This window comes from Actinospica durhamensis (genome assembly GCF_018139695.1).
Lineage (GTDB): Bacteria > Actinomycetota > Actinomycetes > Streptomycetales > Catenulisporaceae > Actinospica > Actinospica durhamensis.
The window spans coordinates 84,579-100,177 of the sequence record NZ_JAGSOG010000001.1 but is presented as its reverse complement, the minus strand read 5'-3'; the positions used below and the strand labels follow the sequence as shown (position 1 = coordinate 100,177).

General features: G+C 71.6%; 18 protein-coding genes. 14 read left to right on the top strand and 4 right to left on the bottom strand.

Annotated features, from left to right (window positions below):
• Positions 1 to 129 precede the first annotated feature (129 nt).
• From KDL01_RS00490 to KDL01_RS00445, 10 genes are all read left to right on the top strand, one after another.
• Complete coding sequence (locus KDL01_RS00490) at positions 130 to 804, top strand: O-methyltransferase (RefSeq protein WP_212526245.1); 675 nt, start codon at positions 130 to 132, stop codon at positions 802 to 804.
• Between the two features lie 25 nt (positions 805 to 829).
• Positions 830 to 1,585 (top strand): HAD family hydrolase, encoded by a 756-nt coding sequence (locus KDL01_RS00485; protein WP_212526244.1) that lies wholly within the window; start codon positions 830 to 832, stop codon positions 1,583 to 1,585.
• A gap of 83 nt (positions 1,586 to 1,668) precedes the next feature.
• On the top strand, positions 1,669 to 2,655 hold the full coding sequence (locus KDL01_RS00480; RefSeq protein WP_212526243.1) for an HD domain-containing protein: 987 nt from the start codon (positions 1,669 to 1,671) through the stop codon (positions 2,653 to 2,655).
• A gap of 31 nt (positions 2,656 to 2,686) precedes the next feature.
• A complete protein-coding gene (locus KDL01_RS00475; RefSeq protein ID WP_212526242.1) occupies positions 2,687 to 3,187 on the top strand; it encodes a sigma-70 family RNA polymerase sigma factor in 501 nt (166 codons plus the stop codon).
• Entirely contained in the window at positions 3,184 to 3,834 is a 651-nt protein-coding gene (locus KDL01_RS00470; RefSeq protein WP_212526241.1) for a hypothetical protein, read from the top strand. The genes KDL01_RS00475 and KDL01_RS00470 overlap by 4 nt, the downstream gene beginning before the upstream one ends.
• 266 nt (positions 3,835 to 4,100) lie before the next feature.
• The gene (locus KDL01_RS00465) at positions 4,101 to 5,366 is read left to right on the top strand and encodes an MFS transporter (protein ID WP_212526240.1); all 1,266 of its coding nucleotides are present in this window, start codon (positions 4,101 to 4,103) and stop codon (positions 5,364 to 5,366) included.
• Between the two features lie 33 nt (positions 5,367 to 5,399).
• Positions 5,400 to 5,939, top strand: a complete 540-nt coding sequence (locus KDL01_RS42890) for a MarR family winged helix-turn-helix transcriptional regulator (RefSeq protein WP_212526239.1) — start codon at positions 5,400 to 5,402, stop codon at positions 5,937 to 5,939.
• An 86-nt stretch (positions 5,940 to 6,025) separates the two neighbouring features.
• Entirely contained in the window at positions 6,026 to 7,858 is a 1,833-nt protein-coding gene (locus tag KDL01_RS00455; RefSeq protein ID WP_368861488.1) for a chloride channel protein, read from the top strand.
• Positions 7,855 to 8,397: a cupin domain-containing protein gene (locus tag KDL01_RS00450; protein WP_212526237.1), complete on the top strand. Its 543-nt coding sequence runs from the start codon at positions 7,855 to 7,857 to the stop codon at positions 8,395 to 8,397. Before KDL01_RS00455 ends, KDL01_RS00450 begins: the two co-directional genes overlap by 4 nt.
• Positions 8,398 to 8,428: 31 nt before the next feature.
• Entirely contained in the window at positions 8,429 to 8,872 is a 444-nt protein-coding gene (locus KDL01_RS00445) for a GNAT family N-acetyltransferase (protein WP_212526236.1), read from the top strand.
• Between the two features lie 151 nt (positions 8,873 to 9,023).
• Here the strand turns inward: KDL01_RS00445 and KDL01_RS00440 are convergent, their stop codons facing one another.
• The 3 genes from KDL01_RS00440 to KDL01_RS00430 are packed head-to-tail and all read right to left on the bottom strand — an operon-like array spanning position 9,024 to position 11,488.
• Positions 9,024 to 9,563, bottom strand: coding sequence for a GNAT family N-acetyltransferase (locus tag KDL01_RS00440; RefSeq protein ID WP_212526235.1), 540 nt, complete (start codon positions 9,561 to 9,563; stop codon positions 9,024 to 9,026).
• 7 nt (positions 9,564 to 9,570) lie between these two features.
• On the bottom strand, positions 9,571 to 10,422 hold the full coding sequence (locus tag KDL01_RS00435; protein WP_212526234.1) for a siderophore-interacting protein: 852 nt from the start codon (positions 10,420 to 10,422) through the stop codon (positions 9,571 to 9,573).
• Position 10,423: 1 nt separating this feature from the next.
• Complete coding sequence (locus KDL01_RS00430) at positions 10,424 to 11,488, bottom strand: ABC transporter substrate-binding protein (protein ID WP_212526233.1); 1,065 nt, start codon at positions 11,486 to 11,488, stop codon at positions 10,424 to 10,426.
• Positions 11,489 to 11,640: 152 nt separating this feature from the next.
• On the opposite strand from KDL01_RS00430, the gene KDL01_RS00425 reads away from it, so the two are divergent.
• The 4 genes from KDL01_RS00425 to KDL01_RS00410 are packed head-to-tail and all read left to right on the top strand — an operon-like array spanning position 11,641 to position 14,869.
• A complete protein-coding gene (locus KDL01_RS00425; RefSeq protein ID WP_212526232.1) occupies positions 11,641 to 12,618 on the top strand; it encodes a FecCD family ABC transporter permease in 978 nt (325 codons plus the stop codon).
• Positions 12,615 to 13,607 (top strand): FecCD family ABC transporter permease, encoded by a 993-nt coding sequence (locus KDL01_RS00420; RefSeq protein ID WP_212526231.1) that lies wholly within the window; start codon positions 12,615 to 12,617, stop codon positions 13,605 to 13,607. Before KDL01_RS00425 ends, KDL01_RS00420 begins: the two co-directional genes overlap by 4 nt.
• A gap of 6 nt (positions 13,608 to 13,613) precedes the next feature.
• The gene (locus tag KDL01_RS00415; RefSeq protein ID WP_212526230.1) at positions 13,614 to 14,420 is read left to right on the top strand and encodes an ABC transporter ATP-binding protein; all 807 of its coding nucleotides are present in this window, start codon (positions 13,614 to 13,616) and stop codon (positions 14,418 to 14,420) included.
• A 59-nt stretch (positions 14,421 to 14,479) separates the two neighbouring features.
• Positions 14,480 to 14,869: a VOC family protein gene (locus KDL01_RS00410; protein WP_212526229.1), complete on the top strand. Its 390-nt coding sequence runs from the start codon at positions 14,480 to 14,482 to the stop codon at positions 14,867 to 14,869.
• Positions 14,870 to 14,902: 33 nt separating this feature from the next.
• Here KDL01_RS00410 and KDL01_RS00405 read toward each other — a convergent pair whose 3' ends face one another.
• Positions 14,903 to 15,505 carry a TetR/AcrR family transcriptional regulator gene (locus tag KDL01_RS00405; RefSeq protein ID WP_212526228.1) on the bottom strand — a complete coding sequence of 201 codons (603 nt, stop codon included), beginning with the start codon at positions 15,503 to 15,505 and terminating at the stop codon, positions 14,903 to 14,905.
• Positions 15,506 to 15,599: the final 94 nt, after the last annotated feature.

Sequence of the window (15,599 nt, the reverse complement as noted above, 5' to 3'; positions counted from 1 at the left end):
GGGGCGAAAGCCTCGACGTGAGGGGCCTGGCCGAGGTGACCTCGAGTCACCTTGGCCGGGCTTTTTCCTGCTCTGCGACACTCGGCTCTGCCACACTCGGCTTCATCACAGACGGGGAAGGATCTGCGGATGTACGACTCAGAGTCGATGTGGCGCGAGGTGGACGCGTACTTCGCCGGGGAACTCGTCCCGGAGGACGAGGCGCTGGTGCTCGCTCGGGAGTCCGGGCCGCGCACCACGATGCCGAAGGCCGAGGTGGCGCCGAACCAGGGGAAGCTGCTCGCGCTGCTGTGCCAGATGTCGGGGGCCAAGCGGGTGCTGGAGTTCGGCACGCTGGCGGGCTACAGCACCGTCTGGCTCGCCCGTGCGGTCGGAGCGGACGGACAGGTCACCACGCTGGAGCTCGAGGAACAGAACGCTGCGATCGCCCGGGCGAACCTGGAGCGGGCCGGCGTGGCGGACCGGGTGGAGGTGCGCGTGGGGTCGGCCGCGGACTCGGCCCGGCGGCTGATCGAGGACGCGACCGAACCCTACGGCTTCGTCTTCATCGACGCGGACAAGCCGAGCAACCCCACGTACCTCAAGGCGGCGCTCGAACTGACGCATCCGGGCAGCGTCATCGTCATCGACAACGTCGTGCGCAACGGCGCGGTCGTCGATGCGGACAGCTCCGACGCCCGGGTCCAAGGTGTGCGCACGGTGCTGGCCGACATCGCCCGGGACGAGCGGCTCGAGGCGACGGCGCTGCAGACCGTCGGTGCCAAGGGATGGGACGGGTTCACACTGATCCGGCGGACGCGCTGACGCCGGAGTCCGCAGGGGAGTTCGCATGTCTGGTTTCAACCATCCGTCCGCAGTCGTCTTCGATCTCAACGACACCCTCATATCCGGCGGCGAGCGCGGACTGCGCGACGCCCTCTCCCGTGCCGCGGCGCGGGATCTCGGGGTCGATCCCGAGGCGTTCGCGGGCGCGGTCCGCGACAGCTTCGACGCGCGGTGCCGAGGCGCGCTAGGCGACCTGTACGAGACCTACTCCCGCCTGGCCGAGGGGCTCGGAGCGCACCCGGATCCGGCGGCCGTGCGGACGGCCGTGGCACGCCGGCTCCACTTCGAGCGCGGCCGCCTCATCCCCTCGCCTCAGGTGCTCGAGGCGCTCGATCGGTTGCGGGGCAAGGGATATCGCCTCGGGCTGATCAGCGACTGCTCGGCGGAGACGCCGGCGATCTGGCACGAGACCGCGCTCGCGGAACGGTTCGACGTGGCGGTCTTCTCCTGGGAGCGAGGCGTGCGCAAGCCCGATCCGTCGCTCTACCTCGCCGCGGCGGCGGCCCTTGGCGTGGCGGCCCAGGACTGCCTGTACGTCGGGGACGGGGCTTCGGACGAGTTGGCCGGGGCCGAGCGAGTCGGGATGAGGGCGCTGAGGCTCGAGTTCGAGGTGGTGGACGCGGCGACGCAGGCGGATCGCTGTGAGCTCTACGGCGCGCGAGCGTGGGACGGTCCAGCCGTCGAGGACGTCGGTGAGCTGGCGGCGCTGCTCGGGGCGCCGCGTTCACCCAGCGACCCGATGCCGGTGCCCGGCAGATGACGACGCCGTGGGATCCACCTACAACGGCTGCGGGCGTCACCGGCCGGTCAGCCCAGTACATTGATCCACTCTGGCGGATCTCGGTGAGTCTGAGCCCCCTGGAACGGGATCTGCTGCGCACCGAGCCGTTGCGGCGGCTGCACATGGTCGCACACGGCGGCGCCGCGTCGATCACGACGACACAGACCTACTCGCGCCTGGAGCACAGCCTCGGGGTCTTCGCACTGGCCGCGTGCTTCCATCCGGATCCCGCCGACCAGCCGCTGCGTGCCGCCGCACTGCTGCACGACGTGGGCCATCTGCCGTTCAGCCACACCTTTGAAGGTGTCGCAGGACTCAACCATCACGCACTCGGCGCCGATCTCCTGCGGGAGCCGGCCATCGCGGACGTACTCGCGGCGCACGGGCTCGAACCGCACGAGATCGCGGACCTCCTGTCCGGCCGGACGCCGTCCGCGTTGACTCCGGCGCCGGGACTGCTCAGCCTCGACCATCTCGACTCGTATGTGCGCAGCGCCCGCTTCGGCGCGAGGCTCGAGGTCGAGCCCGCTCGTCTTCTCGCCGCCCTGCGTCTCGTGGACGGCGCTGTCAGCACCGACCTGCCGACGGCCCGGATCCTCGTGGATCTGGTCTGTGCGGAGGCGCGGCTGCACGCCTCCTGGGACAACCTCGCACCCGCTGCCGTGCTTCAACGCTTGGTCACGCGGCTGCTCGACGCGGGACGCCGCGAACCGGCTCGACTGGCCCGGATGACCGATGCCCAACTGTGGGCCGCGCTCGACGAGGCTCCGGAAACCCGCGACGAAGCCGAGATGCTGCGCACCCGGCCGCATCTGCTGCGGGTGCGGTGCCTGCCGGATGCAGCGCAGGCGGACGTGCGGGTCCCGGAGTACGCGGCGTCGGGATGGGATTTCGCGCTCCGCAAGATCTACAGCTCGGCGCCGCTCGTCGGCACTGTGCCGCTCGAATCCGCCGCACCGGACCTCGCCGAGCAGCTCGAAGATCTCCAGGCGTTGCCGATCAGATACCGGGTCTGGTGGGCTGGAGCGGAAAGGCGGGTCTCCAGGTAAACCTCCACCGGCCCGTGTGCGTAAAGGGATCGTGAATCGACAACCCGCGGACTTCGGCACGTTCTACCTCCAGTCCCGAGACGGCTGCCTACGCGCCGTCTACGGGACCGTGGGCAACCTGTCCCTGGCCGAAGAACTCGTCGCGGAGGGGTTCGCCCGGGCATTCGCGTCCTGGCGGAAGGTGTCCGTGCATCCGGCCCCGGGTGCCTGGGTGGTGCGGACGGCGCTGAACCTGCACATCTCGTGGTGGCGTCGGCGTCGGCACGAGACAGCCTGGGACCAGCGGTTCGACCGGCTGGACCAGGCGCCCGCCGAGCCGCCGCTGGACGCCCACGTCCTCGCGGCGGTGAAGGCACTGCCGTTGCGCCAACGCGAGGTGATCGCGCTCCGGGTCTTCATGGACCTCGACACCCAGGACACGGCCCAGGCGCTCGGCATCGCACCGGGCACGGTCAAGGCGCATCTGTCCCGGGCGATGGCCACCCTGCGCAACGAACTCGCCGCACGACTGATCGAGGAGGAATCCCGGTGAATCCCAACGAAGACGATCGCGTGCTGGTCGGCGTCCTGGAACGCTCCGTGGGCGAGGTGCGCTTCGACCGCGAGACGCAGGGGATCGTCTCACGCGGGCGTACGCTGAGCCGGCGCCGACGGGCCGTGCCGGCACTGGCCACGGCCGGGGTCGTGGCGGCGTCGCTGAGCTTCGCCGTCACGACGACGCAGCACGGCAAACAGACGCAGCAGGCACAGGCCCGGCAGACTCCGTCTCAGCACCCGGGGTCGGGCGTGCTCAACGTCGAGAACGCGTCCTTCACCGTGCACACCGACGTCACCACCGGCGTCGTGACGGTCAAACTGAGCCTGCTCGCCGACCCGTCCCAGCTTCAGGCGCTGCTGAAGAAGGCGGGAATCCCGCTCGACATCGTCAACAAGGAACTCCCCGAGAGCAACTGTGTCTGGACCGGTGCCAAGGCCGTCGGGATCCCCAGCGGCGTGGTGGGCGGTCCCACTGTGGACGCCAAGGGCTACCTCACCGCCGCGTCCACGATCACCTTCGATCCGGCCAAGATGCCCAAGGGCGACGTCCTGGGCGTGGTCGAGATCATCCACAACGGCGAGACCGCCGGCTCGGCCGTGACGGGACTGTCCAACTGGCCCACCGGCTGCGTGACGCAGTAGTAAGACCCCTGCCCAGGGCGTGCGTCGCGAAAAGCCTTGGCGGCTATGGGCCGGCGCCCACTAGGGTGCGGCCGACGACGGTCGGCAGGATGGGAGACGAGATGCGCCTCGGCATGGTCACGGTCACCGCCTCTCCGCAGGAGCCCGGGCCGCGGATCCGCTAGCGCGGCCGCGCCCAGACGCAGGGCACTGACGCCCCGCGCCGCAGCTCCTTCGGCGAGACGGACACGGACTTCCGACCGTCTCCCTCCACCGAGGAGCCATCCTTGTCTGCCCGAAACGCGCCGCTCGGCGCGGGATTCCGCATGCTCTGGGCCGCATCCACCATCTCCACGATCGGCGACGGCGTCACGCTCGCCGCCGGACCCATGCTGGTCGCCTCGATCACCCGCGATCCGGCCGCGGTCGCCCTCGCGGCCTTCGCCCTGCAAGTGCCCTGGCTGCTGTTCGGCCTGATCAGCGGGGTGTACGTGGACCGGTTCGACCGCCGCCGCCTGGTCGCGGGGGTCAACCTGGTGCGCGCGGCCGCGCTGGGCCTGCTCTCCGGAGCCGCGGCGCTCGACGCGGTGACACTGCCGCTGGTCTACGCCGTCTTCTTCACCCTCGGCACCGCGGACACGCTCGCCGACAACGCGAGTTCCGCCCTGCTGCCCGCACTCGTCGCGCCCGACCGGCTCGCCGAGGCCAACGCCCGGCTCTCGCTCACCTTCAACATCGGCAACCAGTTCCTGTCCAAGCCGCTCGGAGCCTGGCTCTTCGCGCTCTGGGTCGGGGCTCCGTTCGGCACCGACGCGCTGACGTTCCTCGTTGCCGCGGCACTCGTCGCGACCCTGCGTCCGGCCAAGGTGCCGACTGCGAAGCCGACCCCGACGCCGCGCCCGCGTCTGCGCACCGACCTCACCACCGGAATCCGCTGGCTGGCACGTCAACGCGTCCTGCGCACGATCTCCATCGCCATGGGCTTGGGCAACGTCGCGTTCTGCGGCGCGTTCTCCATCTTCGTCCTCTACGTCCATCGGCGACTCGGCCTGACAGACCTCGGATACGGGCTGCTGCTGACCACGTTCGCCGTCGGTGGCACGCTCGGCACGCTCTCGGTCCGCCGGCTCAGGCGAAGGTTCGGTGCGACGAGCCTGCTGCGGGCCGGGCTGTTCGTCGAGGCGCTCACCCACCTCGTGCTCGCCGCGTCGACGCACGCGTGGATCGTCGCGGTCACGCTCGTCGTCTTCGGCGTCCACACGATGGTCTGGGGTTCGCTCGCGGCCACGCTCTACCAGCAGCGCGTGCCGGACGAACTGCGTGGACGGGTGGGCAGCGTGCGCATCCTGTGCGATCTCGGCGGCGCGGCGATCGGCACGCTGCTCGGCGCACTGGTGGCCGGGCTGGCCGGGTTGACCATGCCGTTCTGGATCGCGGGCGCGGCCATGCTGGTGGTCGCGGTGTGCGCGTGGCGGCCGCTCGGCGAGGCGTCGGCCGCGTCCGAGACCCGGCAGGCCCCCTGCACACCCCTACGCGCCGACAACACTTGTTGACAGCAAATGTTTCTATGAATAACCATTGTCCTTGTGAAGACAGACACGGGGACGAACACGGAGACAGACGCCGAGACCGCGGCGCCGGCGAGCGGGTCGAGCCCGCGCGGCGGCCCGCGCCCTGACGTGGCCGCCTTCGAGCGCCTGACCCGGGCGCTGGTGGGCGTGACCGCGCAGAGCCTCGACGCACTCGACGGGGCCGTCACCGTCTCGCAGTTCCGGCTGCTGCGGACGCTCGATGGCCTCGGCCGAGTGCCCTCCTCCACCCTCGCCGCCGCGCTGGGCGCGGCCGCCTCCTCGGTCACCCGGCTGGTGGACCGGCTCGAGGCGGCCGGGTACGTCGCGCGCGGGGCGGATTCGCACAGCCGCAGCATCGTCACGGTCGAGGTCACCGCGGCCGGCCGGGAGGTGGTCGCGGCCGTGCTGGCGCGGCGGCACCGGCTGCTCGAATCGGTCCTCGACCTGATGTCGGCCGAGCAGCGCGCGCACGCGGCGGACGCGGCAGAGCGCTTCGTGCGCCTCGCCGGGGACGCCGCGGTGGAAGCGGCGGAGAACGGGCCGGTGGCGCTGTGATCCCCGCTGCCGCGACCCGCGCGCCCGGCGCCGCGCCGCGCGAACGCCCCGCGCACCTCGGCGACTTCGACGTCGACCCCCGCGTCGTGCCGATCACCGGCCTCGCGCTGCTCGTCGGCGGCGCGGGCGCGCTCGCCTCCTTCCTGCTGCTGCGGCTGATCGGCCTGATCACCAACCTCGTGTTCTTCCAACGCGTCTCGACCGCCCTGGTCGCCCCCGGCTCGGGTCGCCACGACCCGCTGCTGGTGCTGTGCGCGCCGATCGCCGGCGGCCTGGTGGTCGGGCTGATGGCCCGCTTCGGCTCCGAGAAGATCCGCGGCCACGGCATGCCCGAGGCCATCGAGGCGATCCTGACCGGCGGCAGTCGGGTGGCGCCGCGGGTGGCCATCCTCAAGCCGATCTCGGCGGCCGTGAGCATCGGCAGCGGCGGGCCGTTCGGCGCGGAGGGCCCGATCATCATGACCGGGGGCGCGGTCGGCTCGATCCTGGCCCAGGCCCTGAATCTCACCGCGGACGAACGCAAGACCCTGCTGGTCTCCGGCGCCGCGGCCGGCATGGCGGCCACCTTCAACGCCCCGCTCGCCTCGGTGCTGCTCGCGGTGGAGCTGCTGCTGTTCGAATGGCGTCCACGGAGCCTGATACCGGTCGGCGCGGCCGTGACCGTGTCCGTGGTCTGCCGCGGCTGGCTGCTCGGCACCGCGCCGGTCTTCCCGGTCGCCACGCTCGTGCACCCCGGGCCCGCCGCCGTCACCCTGGCCCTGATTCCGGGCGTGACCGGCGGTCTGCTCGCGATCGGCGCCACCGGGCTGGTCTACCTGTTCGAGGACGCCTTCGGCAGGCTCCCGATCCACTGGATGTGGTGGCCCGCGATCGGCGGCCTGGTCATCGGCGTCGGCGGCCTGTTCGAGCCGAGCGCGCTGGGCGTGGGCTACGACGTGATCGACCGGCTGCTGACCGGCCGGGCCGGGCTGAGCCTGATCCTCGGCATCCTCATCGTCAAAACCCTGATCTGGTCGTTCTCGCTCGGCTCCGGCACCTCGGGCGGCGTGCTGGCCCCGGTGTTCATGATCGGCGGCGCCCTCGGCGCACTCGAGGGGGACCTGCTGCCGCACGTCTTCCCCGGCTTCTGGGCGATGGCGGGCCTGGCCGCGGTGGTCGGCGGGGTGATGCGCTCCCCGCTCACCGGCATCGTCTTCACCCTGGAGCTGACCCACGCCTGGAACGACCTGGTGCCGCTGCTCGTCGCGTCGGTCAGCGCCTACCTGCTCTCGGTGCTGCTGCTCAAGCGTTCCGTGCTCACCGAGAAGATCGCGCGCCGCGGCCTGCACCTGACCCGCGAGTACTCCACCGACCCGCTGGAGATCTTCTTCGCCCGCGAGGTGATGACCACGAACCCGGTCACGCTGCGTGCCGACGATCCGCTCGAGCAGGTGCTGCGAGCGCGCGTGCCGGTCACGACCGAACCGCGGCGCGAGCCCGCGCTCTATCCGGTCATCGACGCATACGGCGCGCTGACCGGGATACTCACCCACCGAGAGCTGCTGGCCGCCGGTACGGAGCGGTCCCCGGCCACCGCGCGCACCGTGGGCGATCTGGCCAGGCCCGCGCGTACAGTGATTCACGCAGACCAGACGCTTCGCGAGGTGGTCAACGCGTTCGCCTTGCACAGCACCACCAGGGCTCCCGTCGTGGACCGGGCCGACCCGACCCGGCTGCTCGGCGTGGTCACCCTCACCCAGCTGCTGCACGCGCGCCGCGAGGACCACCGCGAGGAGCACCACCGGCAGCGGCACCTGCTCGCCCGGCCCGGCGTCGAGCCGCCGCGAGAGCAACTCCCGCTTCCGGTGACGGTGGTCGCGGCGGCGAGCGCCACCGCATCCGCCGCCGCGACCACGACCGTGACCAGTGAGGGATCATGACCGAGCGCTCCGCCCCACGACCGCGCGTGCTCGCCGAGTTCGACCGGCTGCTGTCCTCGGCGCAGAGCCCGCAGTGCGGCCCGCAGCCGTCCGGCGCGCTGTGGCGGCTGGAGGAGGCAGAGCGCCAACTCGACGCCAACCTGATCCGGCTGCCGCCGAACCACCGCGTCGAACTGCACCGCGAGCCGGACGTGGACGTGCTGCTCGTGGTGTTGTCCGGTGACGGGGCGGTGCACACCGACGAGGGCACGCTGGCGTTGGCGCCGTACGTGGTGCTGTGGCTGCCGCGCGGTTCGCAGCGGGCCCTCGAGGCCGGGCCGGGCGGCCTGGCCTACCTGACCACGCACAGGAAGCGCGCCGGAATGCGCATCCGACTGCCGAGCGACCCCGAGGCCCTGCGCCGGCTCGAGGCACGCGAGGAGGAGGGCGAGGGCGGCGAACCCGCCTGCCTGCTTCCCCGCCTGTGTCCCGAGTGCGGTGCGCCCAGGGGGTCATCCGGGCAGGCCTGTCCGACCTGCGGAGCCGAACCGGCCCGATAAAACTGGTGGAGAGAGAAAGGCGGGAGCCGCGATGACGACGATGGAGATCCTGGACGAGCGCGAGGATCACAACCGTTTCGCCGCCTATGTGGAGGGCAGGCGGATCGGCTATGCCAGCTGGATCCAGGTGCGCGAGACAGTGCTGCTGCCCCATGTCGAGGTGGATCAGGACCGCCACGACCTGGGTATCGGCTCGCTGCTGGTGCGGCGGGTGTTCGACGAGGCCAGGGCGCACGGCTACACCGTGCTGGCGCTGTGCCCGTTCGCCCGCCGCTGGGCGGACCTGCACCCGGCCTACCGGGACGTCGTGCGCACGCCCAAGGCCGGCGAGATCGCGGCGGTCACCTCGCTGCTCGCCGCCGACCAGACCATGCGGCTGCTGCACCGGGACGAGTCGAAGCAGCTCGAGCAGGTGCTCGAGCCCGAGGCGGCCATGCCGGAGGCCGTACCCGAGGCGATGCCCGAGGTGATCTGACGCGTCATAATCTGATGCGCCACGATCTGATGCGCCACGATCTGATGCGCCACGATCTGATGCGCCACGATCTGACGCGCCACGATCTGGCACGTCGAACCGACGCGGCGCCGACGCCGGTGCGCAGGAGTAGGCGGCGGGCCTACCGCGGCTACTCCAGGTACCGCGCGCGGTCGAGCGCGTAGATCGCGACCGTGGTTCCGTTGCCCGGCACCACGGTCTCGCGCGTGTAGCCGAGGCCCAGCTTCTCCATGACCCGGCGGGACGCGGCGTTCTCCACCCGCGGCAGGCTCAGTACTCGGTCGAGGCCGACCTCGGTGAAGGCGTAGTGCAGCATCGGACGCGCCGCCTCGGTGGCGTAGCCGCGTCCCCAGTGCCGCCGCCGGAACCGCCAGCCGATCTCGACCGCGGGCAGCACCTCCGGCAGGAAGTCGGGCGCGGCCAGGGTGACCCACCCGAGGACCTCGCCGGACTCGCGCGCGGTCGCGGCGATCAGCCCGTAACCGCGCTCCTCCCAGCCACTGCGGACACGGTCGATCAGCCCGGCTGACCGCTCCTTCGTCCGCTCGTGGACGCGGCCGTCGCCGATCCAGCGCATGACCTCCGGATCAGCGTCCATCTCGTCGAAGGCCTCGATGTCGTCGTGCTTCGGCACACGCAGGATCAGGCGAGGCGTCTCGATCGTCGGCATCAGCCCATCATGACGCGGCGGTCGCGCTCGCGCGCGCGGATATCGGCGCGGTCGCCTCCTCGAGCAGGTCCTCTTCGGTCGCGCCGCGGCGCCAATAGCCGGTGAAGGTGACGTGGCGGCGGTCCAGGTTCCCGTCCCCGACCAGGTACCGCCGCAGCTTCCTGACCTCGCCCGACTCGCCCGCGATCCACGCGTACGGCTGCAGGGCAGCGGGATCCGCCGCGCGCACGGCCTCGGTCAGCCGCGTCCCGGCGTCCCGGATCAGCCAGTTGATCTCGGCGTCGGCCCAGGTCGGCAGGTCCTGCACGTCCTCCGGATGCCCGACCTCGATCCAGGCGCGCACCCGCAGGCCGGCGCCGAGATGGGCGAGGATGCCGCCGATCGCGGGCAGCGCGGACTCGTCGCCCGCCAGCAGCACCACGTCCGTGCCGGCCGGCGGCCGGAAGTCCACGCCCCCGTTCTCCCAGTCCGTCGGCCCGAGTGCGAAGAGCCGGTCCCCGGCCAGGCAGCCGCCGGCCCACCGTGCGGCCGGCCCCGGCTCGGCGTGCAGGGCGAAGTCGACGTCGATCTCCCCGAACTCGCGGCGCTGCTCGCGCACCGTGTACGTGCGCATGATCGAACGCTGAGCCGGGTCCTGCGCCCGCCACGCCGCGTACCACTGCTCGCCGGCCTGCACCGGGACCGGCAGGGTGGGCCCGTCGGACTCGGGCCGCGGCAGGAAGAGCTTGAAGCGTTGATCCCGGCCCCCCGAGGCGAATTCGGCCAGGCCGCCGGGCTGCGCGCCGCGGAAGGTCACGCGCTGCATCCCCGGGCTGAGCCGGCGGGTCCGGGCGACTTCGAGGTCGAAGAAGCGGAACATCTCAGGCGACCTTCCGGGCGGAGGAGAGCGCCGTGGCGAAACCGGAGACCACGGGCGCGAGGGCGGTATAGGAGTAGCGCAGCTCGCTGGCCCAGCCCACGATCTGCTCGGCCTTGACCGCGGGCATCCGGGACCAGACCGGCTTGCCGGTCAGGTCCTTCGGCTGCAGCGCGGAGCTGCGGTCGTCGAGCAGGATCAGATCGGCCTCGTACTTGTCCGCGTTCTCCCAGCTCAGGCTCTCGAAGAAGCCGCCGACCACCTTTGTCGGCCGCACGAACTGCACACCGAGCGAGGCGAAGTAGGTCAGGTCCGGGTAGACGGTCGGGTCGGCCACGTAGAGCAGGTCGGCACTGGCCGAGGCGGCCATCACCTTGATCGAGCTCTGCGACTTGGCGATGGTGCGCAGCTTCTCCGCGGCCTGCTGGAAGGAGGACTTCGCCGAGACCACGGCCGAGGCCGTCAGATCGGCGCCGAGCAGCCCGGCGAGCTTCTCGTAGCGGGCGAGCGGCTCGGTCAGCGGCGTGCTGGTGACGGTGATCCCTATGCTGGGCGCCAGCTTCAGGATCGTAGCCTCGCTCTCGTCCGGCACGTACCAGAGCGCGTCCTTCTCCCACATGTTGGTGACCAGCAGCTGCGGATTGAGCGTCGCGTACTTCTGCACGTCGAACTCCCCCCACGCCTGCCCGAGGACAGTCACCTTGTCCACCGGGAGGCTGCCGGCCATCGGGTCGGGCGAGCCGTCGGACTGGGTGGTCGGCCCGAACACGCCCACGATCCGGTCGGTCACGCCGAAGTCGTAGAGCGCCGCCGCCGTGTCGATGTACGCGACCACGCGAGTCGGCGAGGAGCTCAGGCGCACGGCGGTACCGCGGTCGTCGGTGAAGGCGAACGGACCCGAAGCCGAACTCGAGGCCGAGGGATCGGCGCTGCCCGAGTTCGCCAGACCACACGCGCTCAGCAGCCCCGCCGCGCCCACCCCGAGCCCGGCGCCGACACTGGTGCGGAGCAGGCGGCGGCGGGTCGGTGCCGCGTCGCGGAGCGTGGGGATCGGGACGGACAGGGGCATGGCGTTACCTCGGTTTCTCGGGCGGATCCAGGCGGATTCAGACGGATTCGCGGGCGCGGCGTCGGCGGGGGCGCCGGTCTTCGACGGGGTCGAAGGGGCCGCGATTGAGGTTAGGGTAGCCTAACCTTATTCACAGCGACCACAGGAGCCCCATGACGCACCGCCGCGCCCTCGGCATACCGGCAGCGCTCGGCGTGCTGTGCGTGATCTGTCTGCTGAGCCTCGCGATCGGAGCACTGCCGCTGTCCCCGGCGGCCGTCTGGCACGGCCTGACCGACCCGGCCTCCAGCGCCTATCCGGTGGTGCGTCAGATGCGCCTGCCCCGCACCGTGCTCGGCCTGCTCGTCGGCGCGGCCCTCGGTGTCGCGGGCGCGCTGATGCAGGCCCTGACCCGCAATCCGCTCGCCGACCCGGGCCTGCTCGGCGTCAACGCGGGGGCTTCGGCCGCCGTCGTCACGGCCACCGCGCTGTTCGGCATATCCGGCCTGGGCGGCCTGATCTGGTTCGCCCTGGCCGGAGCGGGGCTCATCTCCGTGCTCATCTACCTGATCGGCGGCAGCGGCGTCGGCAGCCCGGCCCGCCTCGCCCTGGCCGGCACCGCCGTCAACGCCGCCCTGTACGCCTACGTCGGCGCGGTCGAGTTGCTCGACACCGACGCCCTCGACCGGATGCGGTTCTGGACCGTGGGCTCCCTCGCCGACGCGGATTTCCCCACTGTCACCCGGATCGCGCCGTTTCTGCTGCTCGGCGCCCTGCTCGCGGCCGGCTGCGCCCGCCCGCTGGACGCGCTCGCCCTCGGCGACGACGCGGCCACCTCGCTCGGCGGCCGACCCGCCCTGACCCGCGCCGTCGCGATCCTCGCCATCGTGCTGCTGTGCGGCGCCGCCACCGCCGCCTGCGGCCCGATCGTGTTCGTAGGGCTGATGATCCCCCGTCTCGCCTCCCGGTTCACCGGCCCCAGCCTGCCCAGAATCCTGCCCTACTGCGCGATCCTGGCCCCGGTGCTGCTGCTCGGCGCCGACGTCCTCGGTCGCGTCGTGGCACGTCCGGCAGAACTCGAAGTCGGCATCGTCACGGCCGTGCTCGGCGGCCCGGTGTTCCTGCTCGCCGTGGTGGGACGCCGCTCATGAGTCGCCTCGTGACCGCCGGTGTCACCGCCTCCCGCCGCCGCCCCGTCCTCGTCGGCGTCGGCTGCGTCGTACTCGCCCTCGGCATCGCGCTCGCCTCGCTCGAACCGGGCAGCCTGTTCACCTCGATGACCTCGGCCGACGTCTTCGTGTTCGAACAACTCCTGCTGCCCCGGGTCCTGATCGCCCTGTTGGCCGGCGCCTCGCTCGCCCTGTCCGGTGCGGTCTTCCAGTCCCTGACCCGCAATCCGCTCGGCAGCCCCGACGTCCTCGGCTTCACCCAGGGCGCCGCGACCGGCGCGCTCGTCGGTGTCACGGTGCTCGGCGGCGCCACCCTCGTCGTCGCCGGATCCGCCTGGATCGGCGCGGTGGCCAGCGCCGCGCTCGTCTACCTCATCGCCCGACGCGGCGGCGTGACCGGCGGACCCCGGCTGGTCCTGGTCGGAATCGGCGTCGCCGCGATGCTCGGCGGCGTCAACGACTACCTGATCACCCGGGCCAACATCAGCGACGCCGCCCAAGCCGCGCTGTGGATCACCGGAAGCCTGGACGGCAGCACCTGGAGCGGGGTGGTCCTGCTCGCGGCGGCCGCCGCGATCCTGATGCCGCCGCTCATCCTGGCCTCGCGCGCCCTGCGCATCTTCGAAATGGGCGAGGACCTGGCCGTCGGCCTCGGACTGCGGACGGAACTGCTGCGGCTGAGCGCTCTCGCCGCAGCGGTGGTGCTCGCCGCGACGGCCGCCTCGCAGACCGGCCCGGTGGCCTTCGTCGCCCTCTGCGCCCCGCACGTCGCCCGCAGGCTCACCCGCGCGAGCGGCCCGAACCTGGTGCCCTCGGCCCTGGTCGGCGCCGTACTCCTGGTCGCCGCCGACTGGCTGGCCCGGTACGCGATCCCCGACCGCGAACTGCCCGTCGGCGCCGTCACCGGCCTGCTCGGCGGCGGCTACCTCGCCTTCCTCCTCGCCCAGCAGCGCAGAACCGGACGGATATAAGCCCGCATGCAGCCGAACCACGCCAGCGGCCCCGCGAGCCGACTCGCCGCCCGCCGCCTGACCATCTCCTACACGCACCGCACCGTCGTGCGCGAACTCGACCTGGAGATCCCGGACGGATCCTTCACCGTCCTGATCGGCCCCAACGGCTGCGGCAAATCCACCGTCCTGCGCGCGCTGGCCCGCGTCCTGAAACCGAGCGGCGGCGAGGTCTTCCTCGACGGCACCCCGATCGCAGGCCTGCCCAGCCGCCACGTCGCGCGGACCGTCGGCCTGCTGCCCCAGGCCCCGATCACCCCGGACGGCATCACCGTCGCCGAACTCGTGGCCCGCGGCCGATATCCGCACCAGGGCCCGCTGCGCCGCGAATCGCCCGAGGACCGCCGCGTCGTCGAACGCTGTCTCGAGCAGACCGGCATCGGCGACCTCGCCGCCCGCCCCATGGCCGAGCTCTCCGGCGGTCAGCGCCAACGCGCCTGGATCGCGATGGCCCTGGCCCAGGACACGGAACTGCTGCTGCTCGACGAGCCCACCACGTACCTCGATCTTGCCCACCAGATGGACGTCCTCGACCTGTGTGCCCGCCTGCACCGGGACGGGCGCACCGTCGTCGCCGTCCTACACGACCTGAATCAGGCCGCCCGCTACGCCACCCACCTCATCGCCATGCGCGACGGCGCGATCCTCGCCGCCGGCCCGCCCGCCACCACCTTGACCGCCGACCTGGTCCAGCAGGCCTTCGATCTGCCCGCCCGGATCATCGAAGACCCCGAAAGCGGCACGCCGCTCGTCATCCCGCGCGTCCACCGCTGATCCCCGGCGGGTGCGACACTGCCTGGTGGAACACTGCGATCTCGGGAGGCTCCGGCATCATGACCAGTAAGTTCACAGAGCTCGCGATCGACTGCGCCGACCCCCGCGGCCTGGCCGGGTTCTGGTGCGCGGTGCTCGGCTACGAGGTGCAGGACGAAGACCACGAACTCACCATCATCGGCTCGCCGCTGGTGCCCGAGGGCAAGAAGCGCCTGGGCCCGGTGCCCCCGACGCTGACGTTCGTGCGGGTGCCGGAAGGCAAGACCGTCAAGAACAGGCTGCACATCGACGTCAATCCGACCGACTTGTCACAGGACGAAGAGGTCAACAGGCTGCTCGGACTCGGGGCGCGGCACGCGGATGTGGGACAGGGCGAGGACGTGAGCTGGGTCGTGCTGGTCGACCCCGAGGACAACGAGTTCTGCGTTCTCGCGGACCGCTGCCCCTGAGCGGATGCCGCTGAGCGGATCCGCGGTTCGGCGCTACTTCGGGCGGTGGGCCGCGACGAGGGGCATGAACAGCTCGTCCACGATCGCCAGGACCCGTTCCGCCGGGATCGACTGGTAGGTCATCAGCATGTCGTGGCGCATCAGGTCGAACGGCATGGTCAGGATGACCGGCGGGATGCGCTCGAGGTCGATCTCGCCGCGTTCGTGCGCGCGGGCGAAGATCTGGTCCGTCCAGAGCGGGCGGTCGGCCAGGATCTGCTCGCGTACCTGGCCCGGGGTCAGATCGGTGTCGGCCAGCAGGCCGGAGAACGCGGCGCCGATGATGGTGACGAAGCCGATCCGCGCGTTGGTGGCGTTGCCGAGCAGCGCGATCATGTCGCCGCGCAGGCTGCCGGTGTCCGGGATCTCGACCGGGCGCGTCTCCCCGTAGTACCGGATGGCGGCCAGGACCAGGTCGTTCTTGTTGGGCCAGCGCCGGTAGAGCACGGCCACCCCGGTCTTCGCGCGGGCCGCGACCGACTCCATGGTCAGCCGGGCGAAGCCGACCTCGACCAGTTCCTGCCACGCGGCCTCGAGCAGCGCTGCCTCCAGTTCTTCCCCGCGCCGCCGCTGCCGGACGTGTGCCTGCTGAGCCATGGCAGCAGGATAGCGGCGCGAAATAAGAGATGCTTGCATTCCTTATCTCTCCGCCCTAGCCTCGTAAGAGAAGGATTCATCTCTTATTGGGGGA

Bases quoted from the DNA above. Each gene is read 5' to 3' on its own strand.
- KDL01_RS00485 (WP_212526244.1), top strand. From the start codon at position 830: ATGTCTGGTTTCAACCATCCGTCCGCAGTCGTCTTCGATCTCAACGAC.
- KDL01_RS00410 (WP_212526229.1), top strand. From the start codon at position 14,480: ATGACCAGTAAGTTCACAGAGCTCGCGATCGACTGCGCCGACCCCCGC.
- KDL01_RS00430 (WP_212526233.1), bottom strand. From the start codon at position 11,488: ATGCCCCTGTCCGTCCCGATCCCCACGCTCCGCGACGCGGCACCGACC.
- KDL01_RS00435 (WP_212526234.1), bottom strand. From the start codon at position 10,422: ATGTTCCGCTTCTTCGACCTCGAAGTCGCCCGGACCCGCCGGCTCAGC.
- KDL01_RS00450 (WP_212526237.1), top strand. From the start codon at position 7,855: ATGACCGAGCGCTCCGCCCCACGACCGCGCGTGCTCGCCGAGTTCGAC.
- KDL01_RS00405 (WP_212526228.1), bottom strand. From the start codon at position 15,505: ATGGCTCAGCAGGCACACGTCCGGCAGCGGCGGCGCGGGGAAGAACTG.
- KDL01_RS00490 (WP_212526245.1), top strand. From the start codon at position 130: ATGTACGACTCAGAGTCGATGTGGCGCGAGGTGGACGCGTACTTCGCC.
- KDL01_RS00440 (WP_212526235.1), bottom strand. From the start codon at position 9,563: ATGCCGACGATCGAGACGCCTCGCCTGATCCTGCGTGTGCCGAAGCAC.
- KDL01_RS00425 (WP_212526232.1), top strand. From the start codon at position 11,641: ATGACGCACCGCCGCGCCCTCGGCATACCGGCAGCGCTCGGCGTGCTG.
- KDL01_RS00415 (WP_212526230.1), top strand. From the start codon at position 13,614: ATGCAGCCGAACCACGCCAGCGGCCCCGCGAGCCGACTCGCCGCCCGC.
- KDL01_RS00445 (WP_212526236.1), top strand. From the start codon at position 8,429: ATGACGACGATGGAGATCCTGGACGAGCGCGAGGATCACAACCGTTTC.
- KDL01_RS00420 (WP_212526231.1), top strand. From the start codon at position 12,615: ATGAGTCGCCTCGTGACCGCCGGTGTCACCGCCTCCCGCCGCCGCCCC.